This window comes from Olleya marilimosa CAM030 (assembly GCF_000518485.1).
GTDB lineage: Bacteria > Bacteroidota > Bacteroidia > Flavobacteriales > Flavobacteriaceae > Olleya > Olleya marilimosa.
In genome coordinates this window covers 580,198-599,080 of record NZ_JADR01000001.1, presented here as the reverse complement: position 1 = coordinate 599,080, position 18,883 = coordinate 580,198, and the positions used below count along the sequence as shown (strand labels likewise).

Annotated in this window: 16 protein-coding genes; 1 reads left to right on the top strand and 15 read right to left on the bottom strand. The window is 31.5% G+C overall.

The features are described 5' to 3' along the window. Positions 1-65 precede the first annotated feature (65 nt). From hisD to M890_RS0102885, 15 genes are all read right to left on the bottom strand, one after another. On the bottom strand, positions 66-1,349 hold the full coding sequence (gene hisD, locus M890_RS0102955; RefSeq protein ID WP_028282095.1) for a histidinol dehydrogenase: 1,284 nt from the start codon (positions 1,347-1,349) through the stop codon (positions 66-68). Further along, the gene (gene hisG / locus M890_RS0102950; RefSeq protein WP_028282094.1) at positions 1,349-2,206 is read right to left on the bottom strand and encodes an ATP phosphoribosyltransferase; all 858 of its coding nucleotides are present in this window, start codon (positions 2,204-2,206) and stop codon (positions 1,349-1,351) included. Before hisG ends, hisD begins: the two co-directional genes overlap by 1 nt. Before the next feature lie 269 nt (positions 2,207-2,475). After that, positions 2,476-3,288, bottom strand: a complete 813-nt coding sequence (locus tag M890_RS0102945) for a prohibitin family protein (RefSeq protein ID WP_028282093.1) — start codon at positions 3,286-3,288, stop codon at positions 2,476-2,478. A gap of 19 nt (positions 3,289-3,307) precedes the next feature. Continuing rightward, positions 3,308-5,341, bottom strand: a complete 2,034-nt coding sequence (locus tag M890_RS0102940; protein ID WP_028282092.1) for a hypothetical protein — start codon at positions 5,339-5,341, stop codon at positions 3,308-3,310. After that, positions 5,342-5,887, bottom strand: coding sequence for a hypothetical protein (locus M890_RS0102935; protein ID WP_028282091.1), 546 nt, complete (start codon positions 5,885-5,887; stop codon positions 5,342-5,344). It lies immediately after the preceding gene. 40 nt (positions 5,888-5,927) lie between these two features. Beyond that, on the bottom strand, positions 5,928-6,674 hold the full coding sequence (gene fabG, locus M890_RS0102930; protein WP_028282090.1) for a 3-oxoacyl-[acyl-carrier-protein] reductase: 747 nt from the start codon (positions 6,672-6,674) through the stop codon (positions 5,928-5,930). 162 nt (positions 6,675-6,836) lie between these two features. Next, a complete protein-coding gene (locus tag M890_RS0102925; RefSeq protein WP_028282089.1) occupies positions 6,837-9,806 on the bottom strand; it encodes a M16 family metallopeptidase in 2,970 nt (989 codons plus the stop codon). Positions 9,807-9,912: 106 nt separating this feature from the next. Further along, on the bottom strand, positions 9,913-10,785 hold the full coding sequence (sucD, locus tag M890_RS0102920) for a succinate--CoA ligase subunit alpha (RefSeq protein WP_028282088.1): 873 nt from the start codon (positions 10,783-10,785) through the stop codon (positions 9,913-9,915). 96 nt (positions 10,786-10,881) lie between these two features. Next, positions 10,882-11,274, bottom strand: coding sequence for a hypothetical protein (locus tag M890_RS0102915; RefSeq protein WP_028282087.1), 393 nt, complete (start codon positions 11,272-11,274; stop codon positions 10,882-10,884). After that, the gene (locus M890_RS0102910; protein WP_028282086.1) at positions 11,275-12,210 is read right to left on the bottom strand and encodes a UDP-3-O-(3-hydroxymyristoyl)glucosamine N-acyltransferase; all 936 of its coding nucleotides are present in this window, start codon (positions 12,208-12,210) and stop codon (positions 11,275-11,277) included. A 10-nt stretch (positions 12,211-12,220) separates the two neighbouring features. After that, positions 12,221-12,787 carry an elongation factor P gene (gene efp / locus M890_RS0102905; protein WP_028282085.1) on the bottom strand — a complete coding sequence of 189 codons (567 nt, stop codon included), beginning with the start codon at positions 12,785-12,787 and terminating at the stop codon, positions 12,221-12,223. A 23-nt stretch (positions 12,788-12,810) separates the two neighbouring features. After that, a complete protein-coding gene (lpxA, locus tag M890_RS0102900) occupies positions 12,811-13,596 on the bottom strand; it encodes an acyl-ACP--UDP-N-acetylglucosamine O-acyltransferase (protein WP_028282084.1) in 786 nt (261 codons plus the stop codon). Positions 13,597-13,606: 10 nt separating this feature from the next. Continuing rightward, entirely contained in the window at positions 13,607-15,013 is a 1,407-nt protein-coding gene (locus M890_RS0102895) for a bifunctional UDP-3-O-[3-hydroxymyristoyl] N-acetylglucosamine deacetylase/3-hydroxyacyl-ACP dehydratase (RefSeq protein ID WP_028282083.1), read from the bottom strand. Continuing rightward, the gene (gene lpxD / locus M890_RS0102890; RefSeq protein ID WP_028282082.1) at positions 15,000-16,028 is read right to left on the bottom strand and encodes a UDP-3-O-(3-hydroxymyristoyl)glucosamine N-acyltransferase; all 1,029 of its coding nucleotides are present in this window, start codon (positions 16,026-16,028) and stop codon (positions 15,000-15,002) included. The genes M890_RS0102895 and lpxD overlap by 14 nt, the downstream gene beginning before the upstream one ends. Positions 16,029-16,053: 25 nt before the next feature. Further along, positions 16,054-17,283: an HD domain-containing protein gene (locus M890_RS0102885; RefSeq protein ID WP_028282081.1), complete on the bottom strand. Its 1,230-nt coding sequence runs from the start codon at positions 17,281-17,283 to the stop codon at positions 16,054-16,056. 37 nt (positions 17,284-17,320) lie between these two features. Between M890_RS0102885 and porX the strand changes: the two genes are divergently transcribed. Beyond that, positions 17,321-18,874 (top strand): T9SS response regulator signal transducer PorX, encoded by a 1,554-nt coding sequence (gene porX, locus M890_RS0102880; protein ID WP_028282080.1) that lies wholly within the window; start codon positions 17,321-17,323, stop codon positions 18,872-18,874. Positions 18,875-18,883: the final 9 nt, after the last annotated feature.

Genomic DNA, 18,883 nt, shown 5'->3' with positions numbered 1-18,883 from the left:
CTCGTTTCAGTGTCTCATTATCTAAAGCTTGTGTGACACTAAAACGAGTTCAGTATGACGTTTGATTATTTTAAATCTTTTAATCTAATTGAAACTGCATTTTTATGTGCTTGTAAACCTTCGGCTTCAGCCATTAACTCTATAGTTTTTCCAATATTTTGAATACCTTCTTTAGTAATTTCTTGAAACGTAATGGCTTTTGTAAAACTGTCTAAATTTACTCCAGAATACGCTTTACTAAATCCGTTTGTAGGCAGTGTGTGATTAGTTCCTGAAGCATAATCTCCAGCACTTTCTGGTGTGTAATTACCTATAAATACTGATCCTGCATTTTCAATTCCGTTAACGTAAAAATCATTATCACTTGTACAAACTATAAAGTGTTCTGGTCCATATTGATTAATTAAATCTAAGGCTATTGCATCAGTTTCAACTAAAATAGATTTAGAATTGTCAATCGCTTGTTTAGCAATATCTTGTCTTGGAAGTGCTTTAATTTGAACCTCTATTTCTTCCGCTACAGCGTTAATTAAATTTTGAGAGGTAGACACTAAAATGACTTGACTGTCTTTACCATGTTCTGCTTGAGACAACAAATCTGAAGCCACATAACTAGCCTTAGCAGTATCGTCTGCCACGACTAATAACTCACTTGGTCCAGCTGGCATATCGATTGCTACGCCATATTTAGTCGCTAATTGTTTAGCGACAGTTACGAATTGATTTCCTGGACCAAAAATCTTGTACACTTGAGGAATAGATGCTGTTCCAAAAGTTAATCCAGCAATAGCCTGAATACCACCAACTTTAATAATTTTAGTCACGCCACATAATTGCGCTGTGTATAAAATTTCGTTAGCTATTTTTCCATCTTTATTTGGAGGCGAACACAATACAATCTCTTTACATCCTGCAATTTGAGCAGGAACAGCTAACATTAAAACGGTTGAAAATAAAGGTGCAGTACCAGCAGGAATATAGATTCCTACTTTTTGGATGGCTCTTTTTTCTTGCCAACAATTAACACCAGCAACAGTTTGTACACTAACTTTTTTAGTTTTTTGTGCGCTGTGGAAAGTTTCAATATTTGTTTTTGCTTGTTGTATGGCTTGTTTTAATTCGGTAGAAATTTTATCACTTGCTGCTTCTACTTCTTCAATAGTTACAGTGTTTGACGCTAATTCTACTCCATCAAATAATTGCGTGTATTTTGCTATTGCTTGGTCTCCATTACGTTGGACATCCTCAAAAATTTGAGTTACCGTAGTTTCAATATCATTAACAGTTTGTGTTGGACGTTGCAAAATGTTTGACCAAGTTGCTTTTTCTGGGTTGATTATCGTTTTCATTATAATACCATGTTATCAATTGGACAAACTAGAATACCTTCTGCTCCATTTAGTTTTAATTCGTCTATAATTTCCCAGAAATCGTTTTTATTAATTACAGAGTGGATTGAGCTCCAACCTGCTTCTGCCAATGGTAAAACCGTTGGACTTTTCATTCCTGGTAAAATATTTATAATATCGTCCACCTTGTTATTTGGTGCATTTAATAATACATAACGAGATTGTCTAGCTTTTAAAACAGATTGTAATCTGAATTGCAGTCTGTTAAGAATAGCTTGATTGTCGTTAGAAATTAGAGGAGAAACCGCTAATACAGCTTCTGATTTTAAAATAACTTCTGCTTCTTTCAGGTTGTTTTTAAATAGTGTACTTCCGCTTGATACAATATCTACAATAGCGTCTGCTAATCCAATATTTGGAGCAATCTCTACGGAACCGTTAATAATGTGTAAGTTAGCCTTAACTCCATTTTTCTCTAAAAACTGATTAACAGTATTTGGATATGAAGTTGCAATGCGTTTTCCTTCTAAATCTTTAACCGAATTATATTTTACGCCTTTTGGTACTGCAACAGACACTTTACAGCTTGAAAACCCTAATTTTTCAGCAATTTTAATATCATTTCCTTTTTCTATTAGCACGTTTTCTCCAATTATAGCAACATCTACCACACCATCTTTTAAGTATTGTGGAATATCACCATTACGTAGATAAAAAATTTCTAATGGGAAGTTTTTAGCCGAAGCCTTTAATTGGTCTTTACCATTATCTATAGAAATACCAACGTCTTTAAGGATTTGCATTGAATCCTCATTTAATCTTCCTGATTTTTGAACTGCAATTTTTAATTTACTCATTTTTTTCTTTTTTATTTTTTTTTAGATTTTTTGAAAATTTGAGTAAATCTTTAGGAAAGTGTATAAATACAAAAAACCGCTTGATTTACTCAAACGGTTTTTAAAATATATTTGGATTTATTCAATACATTTCTAACTAGCTTGAGTGCAAGTATGGAAATGATGATGATGTAATTGAATAAAGTTCATGTCTTTTTTTTGTTCTGTACAAAGATTGTGAAAATAATATTACAAATCCAAATTTAAGTACATTAAATTAATGTTAAGCCTTATTGGTTACCTAAAATAATTGGCATACCTGAATCTCCTGACCCAATAACAATCACTTTACTATTACTTGATTCTGAAAGCTTTACAGTAGCTTCAATACCTTTGTCTTGTAGAATTTTATCTGTTAAAGATGCACTTAAAATTTTATTAGCATCAGCCTTACCTTGTGCTTCAATAATTACTTTTTCTGCTTCTTTTGCAGCCGTAACTAATCTAAATTCATACTCTAAGGATTCTTGTTCTTGTTTAAGTTTACGCTCAATAGCATCTTTAATTGTTGGTGGTAAAGTCACATCTCTAATTAAAATGTTATTTAATTGAATGTATTGAGACTCAACTATTTTTTTAGTTTCTTCAAAAATTTCATCTTGTATAGCATCACGTTTACTAGAATATAATTGTTCTGGAGTGTAGCGTCCAACAACGCTTCTTGCTGCACTACGTATAGCTGGTTGCAAAACTCTACTTACATATTCTCTACCTTTTTCTTTATGTAACTTACTTAAGTTTTTATAATCTGGTTGGTACAGTACTGAAGCATCTAATTTAATATCCAATCCATTACTTGATAAAACAGACATTTTTTCTGGTAATTCTTGTTGTCTAACCTCATAATCAATAACACTATTCCAAGGAGCTACAAAATTGATACCTTCGCCTAATGGCTCACTATCTGGATCTACTCCACCTCCTAATTGATATAATACTCCTGCATGTCCTGAATCTATAGTTTTAACCGATTTAGCCATAATAATTAAGCCTATTACAGCTGCAATGATAAAAGGAAATGCTCCTTTAGGTAATTTTTCCATATTTCTTTTTTTTTAAGTTTTAAATTAATCCTTTATATTTTCTGATAAACCATTCTAACGCTAAGCTTAAAGCGATAATAAACAATAAATAAGACCAATCTATCAAAGGTACAACACTTTTATTGCTTTTTTGAATGGGTAGGTAACGATTATCATTTAATAAGTTATCTGTTAAAGCAGTATAGTTATTAATAAAATAAGCATTACCTCCACTATTAGTAGCCAATTGTTGCAACTTTGTTACATCTGCATTTAAAAATTGTTGCTCGACATTGTATTCTATAATTTTAAAATTTCCTGAAACAGAAATATTTTCTGACTCAGCAGCAACCGTAAAAGTATAGTTTCCAGCATTTAAACTATTTAAATTAACTTGATAATTGTTTCCTTTTAAAATTAAAGGTCTATTATAAGTTATATCCGTTTCTTTATTTTTTAATGAAATATTTAACGAAGCATCAGCATCGAACTCGAAATTTTTATTAAAAAACTGAGCACTTAAAGTAATGTTATCGCTTCCGTTATAAAATGAATTATAATCAATATTTAACCTGTTACGACGTTTATTAGAGGCTAAATACTGCACTAATTTGCCAATAAAATTATCAAATTTTAAAAAACTATCTTCGTTAATATAACTCTGCGCACGCCATTTCCATAGCTCTTCACCAAATAGGACAGCTTCCCTTCTACCATCAGTTTCAAAAGTTGCTAGTAAAGGTTGCTCTGTTTTTATACCTGATACTGTTTTAAACAATATGGTTTCATAGGGTTGGTTAAAGACAGCATCTCCAAAAGTTGATTTTAAAGGTGGAAAGTTTTTAAAATCTATATCTTCAACTATAAAAGGGTTGTAATTATTATTTAAAAAAGGTTGATAATCTTCAGTTTGAGATGTAAAATCTAAACTATAACTACTGGTGACATTATTTAAAAATTGCCAATCAGATTTAGCTCCAATTATTACCCATTTATTTTTATTTTGCTTTTGTAACTCATCAAATAAAGGCTTAAACAAATTATTCGGGCTATACAATATAACTAATTGAAAATCATTTAATTGATTTAAAATTTTATTTGGTTTTAAAAATACAACTTCACGTTGTTCATTGCTTTCAATACTCTTTTTAATAGCTCCTAAATCGGGATGCAAAATTGAGCTTACAATAGCTATTTTAGATTTTTGATCAATGACTTCTACTGCAAAATTCTTATAATTATTAGTCTTATTTTTTTCGGTTTCTAACGGAATTATTTGTGCTTTATAATCTTGTACTCCAACACCATTTGCAGGTAAAGTAAAGTTTAAAACTTGGCTATTATTTGATTTGTCTAACGTTATGTTTTTAGAAAAAACAGTTGCATTTCCTTTGGTTACGATAAATTTGCTAGCAATAGTTTGATTACCATTATAAACCACAATAGCTTCTACCGGAAAATTATTTTTTAAATAGGCGTATTTATTGACATTAAGCTTACTAATTTGTAAATCAGAGTATACAATAGTATCACCTAAAACTATTGGATAAATGGCTTGATTATATTTTTTTGCTGAAAATTGATAATCATTACCAACAGTCTGATTACCATCTGTAACAATAATAGTTGGTGATACCGTATTTTTATAAACTTGAGTTAATGATTTAAACACTTTATCTATATTAGTCTGACGATCTTTAAAAGTCAAACTATCACTAACTTTTAAATCCTCTCCAAAAGACAGAAGCTTAATATTAAATTTGCTATTAATTTGAGCATTGTCCTGAATAGACTTTACAAACGCTAATGCGTTGTTATCTTGTTTTAAATGTTTTAAAGATGAAGAATTATCTACTGCTACTACTAAGTTTGGCTTTTCAGTATAATATTGGATTTGCTCAAATTTAGGATTTATAAGTAATAGCAATACTGAAAATAAGGTAATAAAACGTAAAAAAGCAAAAAGCGCATTGTCCTTTGATGCGCTTTTTGATTTATAGTAATACTGAAACAAAGCTAATAATAAAGCTATTATTCCTGCTAAAATGATATAAAATAGAGTATCTATAGACACTTAATCTTCTTTTACTTTTATGATATCAAATGAGTCCATAAAACGTTTAATATCAGTATTTTCATCTTTATCTGTCATACAAATAACTTGAGATATAAACATCATGTTATCTACTAAAAAAGCATTCATATAAATAAATGCTTTATCAATCTCAATTTTTATACTTCTTCCTGGATAACCATTATGAGTTACTTTATTTTCAAATATTAATGTTCCATTAACATTTTCAACAGCGCCTTGAACAGCTGAATCTAGCACTTCATCATTGTAACCCTCTGAGACCTCTTCAAATTGAGATTCTGGATATGTTGATTTAATTACAGAATACACAACATTATTACTACTTTCTGACGTTGCCACATGCATAACCATGTACATATCTAAAGGACCTGCTTCCGTATCTATCACTTCAAGTGTTTGCACTGGTTGCACAGGATACTTAGCAATAAATGCAAGCTCTTCGGATTTATAATCTATCCATTCTTGAGCTGAAACAGTTATTGCTGACACTAAAAAAAGCGTTAGAACAAAAAATATGTTTTTCATGGTTTATTGTTTGCAAGACAGTTAATAGTTAACTTGTGTATTAAGTTAACATTCCTCCATCTACATTAATAGTTTGACCTGTAACATAGGCAGACATGTCTGATGCTAAAAAGACACATACATTTGCGATATCCTCTGGAGTACCTCCTCGTTTTAATGGTATTGCACTACGCCATCCTTTAACGGTTTCTTCGTCTAATTTTGCAGTCATTTCTGTTTCGATAAAACCTGGAGCAATCACGTTACTTCTAATATTTCTAGAGCCTAACTCTAAAGCTACAGACTTAGAAAAACCAATAATACCAGCTTTAGAAGCTGCATAATTAGTTTGACCTGCATTACCTTTAACACCTACAACACTACTCATATTAATTATAGACCCTTTGCGCTGCTTTAACATAGTACGTTGTACTGCTTTAGTCATATTAAAAACAGACTTAAGATTAACTTCAATCACTTGATCAAAATCTTGCTCACCCATTCTCATTAACAAGTTGTCTTTTGTAATACCTGCGTTGTTTATTAACACGTCAATGCTTCCAAATTCTGTTAAAACATCTTCTGCTAGTTGCTGTGCTTCATCAAAACTTGCTGCGTTACTTTTATATCCTTTTGCTTTTACACCAAAAGCAATTAATTCTTTTTCTAACTCGTTTGCAGCTTCAACAGATGAACTGTAAGTAAATGCTACATTTGCACCTTGCTGAGCAAATACTTGAGCAATACCTTTACCAATACCTCTGGAAGCACCTGTAATAATTGCTGTTTTCCCTTCTAAAAGTTTCATTTATGATTTATTTTTTGGTTTTCGATTTAATCGAAAATCTATTGTTAGTTTACTAATTCAAATATAGTAATTACAAATTGTTATGTGTAAAAAAACCTCATAATTTATACAATTATGAGGTTTTAATATATAGACTTAAATTGGTCAATTTATGTTGTTATATTACAATTTAACGTCTTCTTGTTTTTCGTAATTAAAAAGATAATCAATATCCATTTCTTGAACTTTACCTAGTTTATTTAAAGCTTTTAAATCAACATCTTTTTTGTTTCCAATGACCATAACGTTATAATCTTCTCCTTTAATGTTTTTATTAAAAAACTCGCGTAAATCCGCTAAAGTCATATCTTTAATAGCGTTATACATAGCTTCTCTGTTATCTTCCGATATTCCTAATTTTTGAAGTCTTTCATAACTCCAAAACACATTAGACTTGTTAATACGTTGTGCTGCTATTTGCTTTAAAGTAGACTCTTTAGCTGCATTAAATTGAGCTTCAGACTCTGGCATATCATTCATTAATCCCATCATTGCGTCTACTGCTTCAGGCATTTTGTTAGCTTGTGTCCCGATGTAAGCCATAACATAATTAGAATCGTCTTTTTCTCTAGCAGTACTATAATTAGACCATGCAGAATATGCTAATGATTTAGATTCTCTAATTTCCTGAAAAACTATTGAAGATAAACCACCTCCAAAATAAGTATTAAATAATGTAGATGCAGCCATGTTTTCTGCTTTAAAAGGCTCTCCTTTTGCTAAAAACATCATTTCTGACTGTACCATATCGAAATCAACAAAATAAACATTTCCGCCTGTTTCTTTTTCTTCAAAAGCAACTGCTTCTGGATAATCTTTAAGGTTTTGACTTACTTTATGAGATGTATTTATAGCTGAAACTGCATTATCCACATCTTTACCGTAATAAAACATACGTTGTTTGTAGTTTTTTAAATCTTTGGTAAGATCTACTAATTCTTGAGGATTGATACTATTTAATTCTGTTACAGGAATGATGTTTCGTAAGCTAGAATTTTCACCATATTTAGCATAATTCATTAAACCACTTCTTAAAATACTACCTTTATTTGTCTTGTTATTTTGTCTTCCTTTAGCAATAGACTGTACATATTTACTATACGCTTCTTGGTTTGGTACAGCATTATCCAATAACTCTTCTAAAAGCTCAAGACCTTTAGGCAAGTTTTCTTTTAAACCATTTAAACCAATAAAGGTTTGCTCATTTCCTGTATTAACGTAATAATCTATACCTAATTTATAAAACTCTTTTTTCAAGTCTTCATTTGAATATTTATCTGTACCTAAATACTCTAAATATCCAACCGCTAAATCTAATTTTTTATCATTATCGCTTCCCATATCAAAAATGATATTTAAATCAAATAAGTCATTAGATTCATTTTCAATATAAGATACTTTAATTCCGCTATCGGTTTTTGTTGTTTTAATAGCTGATGCATAATCTACATAAACAGGTTTTAAAGCTTCTGACTCCATTTTATTAAAGTCTTGTATATATTGAGAATTAGCACCTCTGTTAAGATTAACAGGTGTGATTCCAGGGTTTTGAACTTTTACAATTTTGTCGTCATTACCCTTACGTTTGTAGGTTACAACGTAATTGTCTTTATAAAATGAATTTGCAAAATCCACTAATTGTTGTTTGGTAATCTTTTTTAAGTCGTCTAAAAAACGGACTTTATCTTCCCATTTTTCGTTATGAATAAACGCGTCAACATAAGCATCTGCTACAGCTGTACTACTTTCAAATTGTTTTAATTGAGATTTTTTAAGGTCATTGACAACTGCATCAATCATCCAATCTTCAAATTCTCCTTTTTTAAGTTTGTTAATTTGGTCTAACATTAACACCTTTAACTCTTCTAACGATTGACCTTCTTTTGGTGAACCACTTAACGAATGATAGCCATAATCATTTAAAAATGTTGTTGATGATCCTGCGTACTGTACTAATTGCTTCTGATTTAAGTTTAAATCCATTAAACCAGCATTACCATTAGCTAAAATCATATCTGCTAAGGTTACAAATTTTTCTTCTTCGGTATTAACGCCACCTGTTCTGTATGCTATAGAAATACTTTCTGCAGTTGGTCCAAACACTTCGTTTTCTACTACAGTAGTTAAAGGTTCTTCTTTAGGCAAAACTGGATGTTCTACTTCTTTTCTTTCAAATTTACCAAACGTATTATTTACTTTTTGGATGGTTTCTTCAAAATCTAAATCACCAACTAATACCACTGCCATATTATTAGGTACATAATACTTGTCAAAATAATTATGTATATCTATCATTGATGGGTTTTTTAAATGCTCTGCAGTACCAATTGTAGTTTGCTGACCATAAGGATGGTTAGGAAACAAACCTTCAAGCATTGCTGCATAGCGTTTACGACCATCACTATCTTGACCTCTATTAAACTCTTCAAAAACAGCTTCTAATTCTGTATGAAATAAACGTAAGACTACTTGTCCAAAACGCTCACTTTCTAGAGCTAAAAATTTATCTAATTCGTTAGCAGGAATTTTGTTTGTGTATACTGTTTGCTCAAACCAAGTATAAGCGTTAGTACCAGTTGCACCTAAAGAGCTTGACATTTTATCATACTCATTAGCAACTGAATAATTTGAAGCTGCAAGTGATACTCTATCAATCTCTTTATAAATAGCTAGTTTGCTATCTGGATTTTTTTCAGCTCTATGTTTTTCGTATAAATTAGATATGGTATCTAAATATTTTTTTTCAGTTTCCCAATTAATTGTACCAATCTCATCGGTACCTTTAAACACCATGTGCTCTAAATAATGTGCTAATCCAGTAGACTCTTTTGGGTCATAATTAGAACCAGCTCTTACAGCAATGTAAGTTTGAATTTTAGGCTCATCGGTGTTTTTGCTTAAATACACTTTAAGACCATTATCTAAAGTATATAAGCGTAAGCCAGTTGGGTCGTTTACTACGCTTTGATAACTAAATCCATTGGCATCTTTTTGCGTTTCAGTTTTAGCTACTGTCGTATCCGAATTACTTTTTTTGCAGCTAGCAACAAAAGTAATAACAGCTAAAGCTAAAATTAGTTTTAAATGTTTCATTTTTTGGTTGATTATGTTAATAAAAAAAGTTCGTTAGCTAAATTAAGCTAACGAACTTTAAACGTTTATATATTTGGATTATTTTAACACATTAGTGTTAAGTAATTTAAGCCATAACTTCGGCTACTTTTTTACCAATCTCTGCTGGAGAATCTACTACGTGAATACCACACTCTCTCATAATTGCTTTTTTAGCTTGAGCTGTATCATCAGATCCACCTACAATTGCTCCTGCGTGACCCATTGTACGTCCTGCTGGTGCAGTTTCTCCTGCTATGAAACCAACGATAGGTTTTTTGCTACCTGAAGCTTTATACCAATTAGCAGCATCTGCTTCTAATTGACCTCCAATTTCTCCAATCATTACAACACATTCAGTTTCTGGATCGTTAATTAATAACTCAACAGCTTCTTTTGTAGTTGTTCCAATAATTGGGTCTCCTCCAATACCAATTGCAGTAGTAATACCTAATCCTTGTTTTACAACTTGGTCAGCAGCTTCATAAGTTAAAGTACCAGATTTAGATACGATACCAACTTTTCCTTTTTTGAAAACAAAACCTGGCATAATACCAACTTTAGCTTCACCTGGAGTAATAACACCTGGACAGTTAGGTCCAATTAATCTACAGTCTTTATCTTTAATGTAATTAGATGCTTTAATCATGTCTGCAACAGGAATACCTTCTGTAATACAAATAATTACTTTAATTCCTGCGTTAGCAGCTTCCATAATTGCGTCTGCTGCAAATGCTGGTGGTACAAAAATAATAGTAGTGTCTGCTCCTGCTTTGTCTACTGCTTCTTGCACTGTGTTAAAAACTGGTCTATCTAAGTGTGTTTGACCACCTTTACCTGGTGTTACACCACCTACTACGTTTGTTCCGTATTCAATCATTTGACCAGCGTGAAAAGTACCTTCACTACCTGTAAATCCTTGAACTATTATTTTTGAATCTTTGTTTACTAAAACGCTCATGTTTTGTATTGATTAAGAAATTTTATGTTGAATTGTTATTTGCTATGCAAAAGTAAGTTTTTGATTGCGATTACTAAAAGTATTTTAAATTTTATTTTACGAATATGATGATAAACTAGACGGATTTTCATCAAATAATTGACTTATTTCGTATCCTTTATATAAAAGTCCATCCTTAACTTCCCATATAGAAATAAAATGAGCAATTGGCTCTACTTTATCAGGTCTTTCAATCGTAGCTGCATAAGCTGTATATCTAGCTGTAATTGTATCGTTTTCTTTTAATAAATGGCTTAGCTTATATGTAAATGAAACAAACGACTGTCTAACCTCCTTAAGCTTTTGGTCAATACCATTATAATCTAAAGCTGTATAACCTTGACTACTATTCCAATGTAATTGACAGTTTTTATCAAACATTTCAATCGCATTTTCTGCTTTTGCTAAATCTAAACTATAAAAGGCTTTTACAATTGCTCTGGCTGACATCTATTTGTTTTTTAATTGTTTAATTATTTCTGGAATTTGCTTAATATAAGCCAACTCTTTTAATTTTACTCTTGACTCTTCAATAGGAGTTCCAAAATAGGACTTTCCACCTTCGATGGATTTTGTAACACCAGTTTGACCTAAAACATTAGCTTTTTTACCTATGGTAATTCCGCTAGTTGTTCCTACTTGTCCCCAAAGTGTTACTTCGTCTTCGATAATACAACATCCTGCAATACCTGTTTGAGAGGCTATTAAGCACTTTTTACCAATTACAGTATCGTGTCCTACTTGGATTTGATTATCTAATTTAGAGCCTTCTCCAATGGTCGTATCACCTGTAACCCCTTTATCAATAGTACATAATGCACCAATATCTACATTATCATGTATTACTACTCTACCTCCAGATTTTAATTGATCAAATCCTTCTGGTCTATTTTTATAATAAAAAGCACTAGCTCCTAAAATACTTCCAGCATGTATGGTAACATTGTTTCCAATAACCGTATCATCATATATACTAACGTTAGAATGGATTATACAATTGTCTCCTATAGTAACATTATGACCTATAAAACAGTTGGGTTGAATTACTGTGTTTTCACCAATTTTTGCCGAAGATGATATCGCTACATTAGCGCTAGTAAATGGTTTAAAAAAAGTTGTAAGTTTATTAAAATCTCTAAAAGGGTCATCACTAATTAGCAATGCTTTCCCTTTTGGACAGTCAACGTTTTTATTTATTAAAACAATGGTAGCTGCACTATTTAAAGCTTTATCATAATACTTTGGATGATCTACAAACACAATATCTCCAGGTGTAACCACATGAATTTCGTTCATGCCTAGCACCTCAAAATCAGCATCTCCTACAAACGTACAGTCTATAATTTTTGCAATGTCTTGTAATGTATATGGATTAGGAAATTTCATTTATCTCCAACTATTCCTTTACACGTTCTTTATAAGTCCCTTTTTCTGTTTCAACTTTAATTTTATCTCCTTCATTAATAAATAAAGGAACGTTTACAGTTGCACCAGTTTCAACAGTTGCAGGTTTTGTTGCGTTAGTAGCTGTATTACCTTTAACTCCAGGCTCAGTTGCTGTTACTTCTAAAATTACAGTTGCTGGCATATCTACAGAAAGAGGCATATTGTCTTCTGAGTTAATTTGAATAGTTACCACTTCTCCTTCTTTCATTAAATCAGGTGTATCTAAAGCAGATTCTAATAATCTAATTTGAGAGTAATCTGCTTCATTCATAAAATGATAAAACTCACCATCATTATATAAGTATTGAAATTTATGTGTTTCTACCCTTACATCATCTAATTTATGACCTGCAGAAAACGTATTATCTAATACTTTACCATTAGTTACACTTTTCATTTTTGTTCTAACAAAAGCTGGTCCTTTTCCTGGTTTTACGTGTAAAAACTCAATGATTTTATAAATATCATTGTTATATCTAATACAAAGTCCGTTTCTAATATCTGAAGTCGTTGCCATTTTTATTTTTTAATTTTTAATTTTTAATTTGATTTGAAATATCCTTTCATAATTCCACGATGAGAATTCTTAATAAACTGAAGAATTTCATCTCGTTCTGTAGTCGCCTCCATTTCTGCTTCTATAATAGCAGCTGCTTGCGAGTTGTTATAATTTTTCTGATATAAAATTCTGAATATATCTTGAATTTCTCTAATTTTTTCAGTGGTATATCCTCTTCTTCTTAAACCAACAGAATTGATTCCTACGTAAGACAGTGGCTCTCTACCTGCTTTTACAAAAGGTGGTACATCTTTACGCACTAAGGATCCTCCTGTTACAAAAGCATGACTACCTACTGAACAGAATTGGTGGACAGCTGTCATACCAGCTAGAACAACATAGTCACCTATATTTATATGTCCAGCTAAAGTCGAGTTATTAGAAAAGATACAGTTATTACCTACTATACAATCATGAGCAATATGGCAATATGCCATTATTAAACAGTTATCTCCAACAACAGTTTTCATTCTGTCTGTTGTACCTCTATTTATAGTAACACACTCTCTTATAGTTACATTGTCTCCTATAATTGTAAGTGTATCTTCATCATTGTATTTTAAGTCTTGTGGTACCGCAGAAATTACAGAGCCTGGGAAAATATTACAATTTTTACCGATTCGTGCACCTTCCATAATTGTAACGTTACTACCAATCCATGTACCCTCTCCAATAATCACATTATTGCTGATAGTAGTAAATGGCTCAATAACCACATTTTTTGCGATTTTCGCTCCTGGATGAACGTATGCTAGGGGTTGGTTCATTTTTTTAGTATTATTTTACTTTTGTTATTTGCGCCATTAATTCTGCTTCGGCACATAATTTACCGTTTGTATAAGCATAACCTTGCATATGGCAAATACCACGTCTAATTGGTGTTATTAATGAACATTTGAATATTAATGTGTCACCTGGTACTACTTTTTGTTTGAATTTAACATTATCCATTTTCATGAAAAAAGTTAAATAATTTTCAGGATCTGGAACAGTGCTTAAGACTAAAATCCCTCCTGTTTGCGCCATTGCTTCTACTATTAATACACCTGGCATTACTGGTGCACCTGGAAAGTGTCCTTTAAAAAACTCTTCATTCATGGTCACGTTTTTAAGACCAATAACATGATTGTCTGATAATTCGAAAACTTTATCTAATAATAAAAAAGGTTGTCTATGTGGTAACATGTCCATTATTTGATTAACATCCATAACCGGAGTTTGGTTTAAATCAATATTTGGTACATTATTACGTCTTTCGTTTTTAATTAACTTGGACATTTTTTTTGCAAACTGAGTGTTAACAAAATGACCTGGTTTATTAGCTATGACTTTACCTCTAATACGTGTTCCGATTAAAGCTAAATCACCAATAACATCTAATAGTTTGTGCCTTGCTGCTTCATTAGGGTAATGTAATGTCAAGTTATCTAAAATCCCGTTGGGCTTAACAGCAATCGCATCTTTATTAAATGCTGATTTTAATTTTTCCATTGTAGAAGCAGATAACTCTTTATCCACATATACAATTGCATTATTTAAATCACCTCCTTTAATAAGTCCATGTTCTAATAAAGATTCTAATTCATGCAAAAAACTAAAGGTTCTAGAGTCTGATATGTCCTTTTTAAAATCGGACATATTATTTAATGTAGCATTTTGTGTACCTAAAACTTTAGTACCAAAATCAACCATAGTCGTAATTTGATAGTCTTTAGCTGGCATGACTAAAATTTCGCTACCAGACTCTTCGTCGGTATACGAAATCACATCACTAACCTCATACACTTCTCTAAAAGCGTCTTGCTCCTCAATACCTGCTTTTTCTAATGCTTCTACAAAAAACTTAGAAGATCCATCCATTATTGGAGGTTCTGAGTTATCTAATTCTAAGATAGCATTATCTATATCTAATCCTACTAAAGCTGCTAATACATGTTCGCATGTTTGAATGGTAACACCGTTTTTCTCTAAACAAGTACCACGTTGTGTGTTAGTCACGTAATTTGCATCTGCTTCTATTACTGGATTGCCTTCTAAATCTATTCTTTTAAAAGCAAATCCCGCATTTACTGGTGCAGGTTTAAAGGTTAATGTCACCTCTTTTCCTGTATGTAAGCCAACACCTTTTAGAGATACTTCCTTAAGTATTGTTTTTTGCTTTATGTCAGTACTAATTATTCCCATTTCCTTTTTTTTCTAATTCATTTATTGTTTTTACCAATTTAGGCAAGTTTTTAAAATAGACGTACGATTTATTGTAATCACCATACGATAAAGCTGGTGAGCCTTGAAGCACCTCATTATCTTTAACATTACGACCTATACCTGATTGTGCTTGTATTTTGACGTTGTTACCTATTACAATGTGACCTACTATACCTACTTGTCCACCAATTTGACAATTTTCGCCAATTTTGGTAGAACCTGCAATACCTGTTTGAGCAGCTATTACCGTGTTTTTTCCAATCTCTACGTTGTGTGCTATTTGAATTTGGTTATCTAGCTTTACACCACGTCTAATTATTGTGGACCCTAAGGTTGCCCTGTCAATGGTTGTTGCTGCACCAACATCTACAAAATCTTCAAGTATAACATTACCAATTTGAGGTACTTTACTATACTCGCCATTTTCGTCAGGTGCAAATCCAAATCCGTCTGCTCCAATTATAGCACCAGAATTAATGACACAATTATTACCAATAACACAGTCTGAATAAATTTTAGCTCCCGAAAACAACACTGTATTATCTTTAATAATAACATTATCTCCTATATAACAATTAGGAAAAATCTTAACATTATCTCCAATTTTTACGTTGTCACCTACTACTGTAAATGCGCCAATGTAAATATCCTTTCCAACCTTGGCTGTCTTGGATATGGATGTTGGTTGTTCAATCCCAAACTTATTTAGCTTTACTTGATTGTAATATTCTAATAATTTTGAAAATGACTTATAGGCATCATCCACCTTAATTAAGGTGCAACTAATGCTTTGTTCAGGTATAAAGTCTTTTCCTACAATAGCTATTGTTGCTTTTGTAGTGTATATATAAGGTGTGTATTTTGGGTTTGCCAAAAAGGTCAAAGCGCCTTGTACACCTTCTTCAATTTTGGATAATTTAGATACCTCTGCTTGAGGATTGCCTACTACGACACCATCTAAAATCCCAGCTATTTGTTCTGCGGTAAATTTCATTGTCAACAAAAATAGAAAAAATGTGCTAAAGTTGGTCTTTTGGATAACATATATAATATTTAGTGACAGGTTTTGACAACGCTTTTAAGCTAAGTTGGTCTGAAGCCTTAACTATATCCTCAACTTTACCATTTTTATGTAAGATATTTATATTTTGTTTTTTTCTTGAATATGCTTGATTACTAATCTGTCCTGTAAACACAAAATAGTCTGCATCTGCATCAGATATATTGTACTTTTTTTGCAAATTAGCTTTATGCGCTATTAAAACATCCTTTGCTATAGGTTTTTTCTTTATTTTTACTTTTAAAAGATGCCTATTTATAATCATTTCGCAAAGATTTTTTAAAACAAAGTCATCATGATATTGCCAATTTTTCATTGCTGCAACAATATCGTAATCATCCAATTTAGCAAACGTTTCTAGACAATCTGTATCAAATTTATCGATAGTAATTTCATTTTGTAAAAAAAAGGATAAAGGTTTACTTGCTTCTAGATATACGCCTTTTGCCACCAATTCTTTAGCACGTTTTAGTACTCGTATTAATAGCTGCTCTGCGACTAAGCTTGTTTTATGTAAATAAACTTGCCAATACATTAGGCGTCTAGCAACTAAAAATTTTTCTACACTATATATGCCTTTATCTTCAATAACTAATTGATCATCTTTAACATTAAGCATTGTTATTAAACGCTCACTATTAATATTACCCTCGGATACACCTGTATAAAAACTATCACGCTTTAAGTAATCTGCACGATCCATATCAATTTGACTGGAGATTAACTGCAACATAAAGGTCCTGTGATAGTCTCCTTTAAAAATCTGAATAGCAAGTGTTAAATCGTCGTTAAATTCTATATTTAAAGCTTCCATAAATAACAACGAAATTTCTTCATGAGAAACACCACTTACAATACTATGCTCCATAGCATGACTAAATGGTCCATGACCTATATCGTGTAATAAAATAGCGATGTAAAGCGCTTTTTCTTCTTTTTCAGAAATTTCAACACCTTTAAAACGAAGCACTTGCACTGCTTTTTGCATTAAATGCATGCAACCAATAGCATGATGAAAACGTGTATGGTGTGCACCTGGATATACTAAATAGGACAAACCCATTTGAGAGATACGTCGTAGTCGTTGGAAGTATTTATGCTCAATTAAATCAAATATTATAGAATTTGGTATAGTAATAAATCCGTAAATTGGATCGTTTAGTATTTTAAGTTTGTTACTTGCTTTCAAGCTTAATCCTTTATTTAATTAATATACACAAATATACATGAACAATATAAATATTCTTTGGGTTGACGACGAAATAGATTTATTAAAGCCTCATATCATCTTTTTAGAACAAAAAAACTATAAAGTGACTACTTGTAACAGCGGAACAGAAGCTTTAGAAATTTTAGATGAGAAAAAATTTGATATTGTTTTTTTAGACGAAAACATGCCTGGTTTAAGTGGTTTAGAAACTTTAAATGAAATTAAAGAAAAACAAGACACACTTCCTGTAGTAATGATCACTAAAAGTGAGGAAGAATATATTATGGAAGAAGCTATTGGAAATAAAATTGCTGACTACCTGATAAAACCTGTAAACCCAAATCAAATACTACTTAGTTTAAAGAAAAACTTAGACCATTCTAGATTAGTGTCAGAAAAGACGACTTCCAATTATCAGCAAGAATTTAGAAAAATTGCGATGGACATGTCCATGGTAAATAGTTATGAAGAATGGGTAGACCTTTACAAAAAACTAATTTATTGGGAAATTCAGTTAGAAGACATTGAAGACCCTAGTATGTTTGAAATTTTAGAATCACAAAAAAACGAAGCTAACACACAATTTGGAAAATTTATTGATAAAAATTACCCTTCATGGTTTGAGCCTAATACTGATGCTCCTGTATTATCACACACCTTATTTAGAGAAAAAATTGCTCCAGAATTAAGTAAAGAGCAATCAACTTTATTAATTGTAGTAGATAATTTACGTTATGACCAATGGAAAGCGTTTGAACCTTTTGTAAACAATCATTACAAAAAACAAAAAGAGGAAGCTTTTTACAGCATCTTACCTAGCGCTACACAATACGCAAGAAATGCCATTTTTTCTGGTTTAATGCCAAGTGACATGGAAAAACTACATCCAGAATATTGGAAAAACGATACAGATGAAGGTGGTAAAAACCTACATGAAGCCGACTTTTTAAATGCGCAAATGAAACGTTTAGGCCTAACACACCTTAAACATGAATATTATAAGATTACTAATCTAGCATCTGGTAAAAAACTAGCAGACAATTTTAAAGGGTTAAAAGAAAACGATTTGACTGTTGTAGTATATAACTTTGTAGACATGCTTTCGCACTCTAAAACCGAAATGGATGTTGTTAAAGAATTAGCCTCTAACGACAAAGCCTATAGAAGTTTAACACAAAGTTGGTTTAAAAACTCTCCTTTATTAGAAATGATTCAGCAAGCCCAACACATGGGTTTTAAACTTATAATTACCACAGATCACGGAACCATTAATGTTAAAAACCCATCTAAAGTTATTGGAGACAGAGACACCAGTTTAAACCTACGTTATAAAACAGGTAGAAGTCTAAGCTACGAAAACAAAGATGTATTAGCTGCTAAAGACCCAAAAACAATACACTTACCATCTATTAATATGAACAGCTCGTTTATATTTGCTAAAAACGATTTGTTTTTTGCTTACCCAAATAACTATAATCATTATGTAAGTTATTACAGAAACACTTACCAACATGGTGGTGTCTCTTTAGAAGAAATGATAATCCCATTTGTAGTATTAAGCCCTAAATAATTTATTTTT

Bases quoted from the DNA above. Each gene is read 5' to 3' on its own strand.
- hisD (WP_028282095.1), bottom strand. From the start codon at position 1,349: ATGAAAACGATAATCAACCCAGAAAAAGCAACTTGGTCAAACATTTTG.
- hisG (WP_028282094.1), bottom strand. From the start codon at position 2,206: ATGAGTAAATTAAAAATTGCAGTTCAAAAATCAGGAAGATTAAATGAG.
- M890_RS0102945 (WP_028282093.1), bottom strand. From the start codon at position 3,288: ATGGAAAAATTACCTAAAGGAGCATTTCCTTTTATCATTGCAGCTGTA.
- M890_RS0102935 (WP_028282091.1), bottom strand. From the start codon at position 5,887: ATGAAAAACATATTTTTTGTTCTAACGCTTTTTTTAGTGTCAGCAATA.
- fabG (WP_028282090.1), bottom strand. From the start codon at position 6,674: ATGAAACTTTTAGAAGGGAAAACAGCAATTATTACAGGTGCTTCCAGA.
- M890_RS0102925 (WP_028282089.1), bottom strand. From the start codon at position 9,806: ATGAAACATTTAAAACTAATTTTAGCTTTAGCTGTTATTACTTTTGTT.
- sucD (WP_028282088.1), bottom strand. From the start codon at position 10,785: ATGAGCGTTTTAGTAAACAAAGATTCAAAAATAATAGTTCAAGGATTT.
- M890_RS0102915 (WP_028282087.1), bottom strand. From the start codon at position 11,274: ATGTCAGCCAGAGCAATTGTAAAAGCCTTTTATAGTTTAGATTTAGCA.
- M890_RS0102910 (WP_028282086.1), bottom strand. From the start codon at position 12,210: ATGAAATTTCCTAATCCATATACATTACAAGACATTGCAAAAATTATA.
- efp (WP_028282085.1), bottom strand. From the start codon at position 12,787: ATGGCAACGACTTCAGATATTAGAAACGGACTTTGTATTAGATATAAC.
- lpxA (WP_028282084.1), bottom strand. From the start codon at position 13,596: ATGAACCAACCCCTAGCATACGTTCATCCAGGAGCGAAAATCGCAAAA.
- M890_RS0102895 (WP_028282083.1), bottom strand. From the start codon at position 15,013: ATGGGAATAATTAGTACTGACATAAAGCAAAAAACAATACTTAAGGAA.
- lpxD (WP_028282082.1), bottom strand. From the start codon at position 16,028: ATGAAATTTACCGCAGAACAAATAGCTGGGATTTTAGATGGTGTCGTA.
- porX (WP_028282080.1), top strand. From the start codon at position 17,321: ATGAACAATATAAATATTCTTTGGGTTGACGACGAAATAGATTTATTA.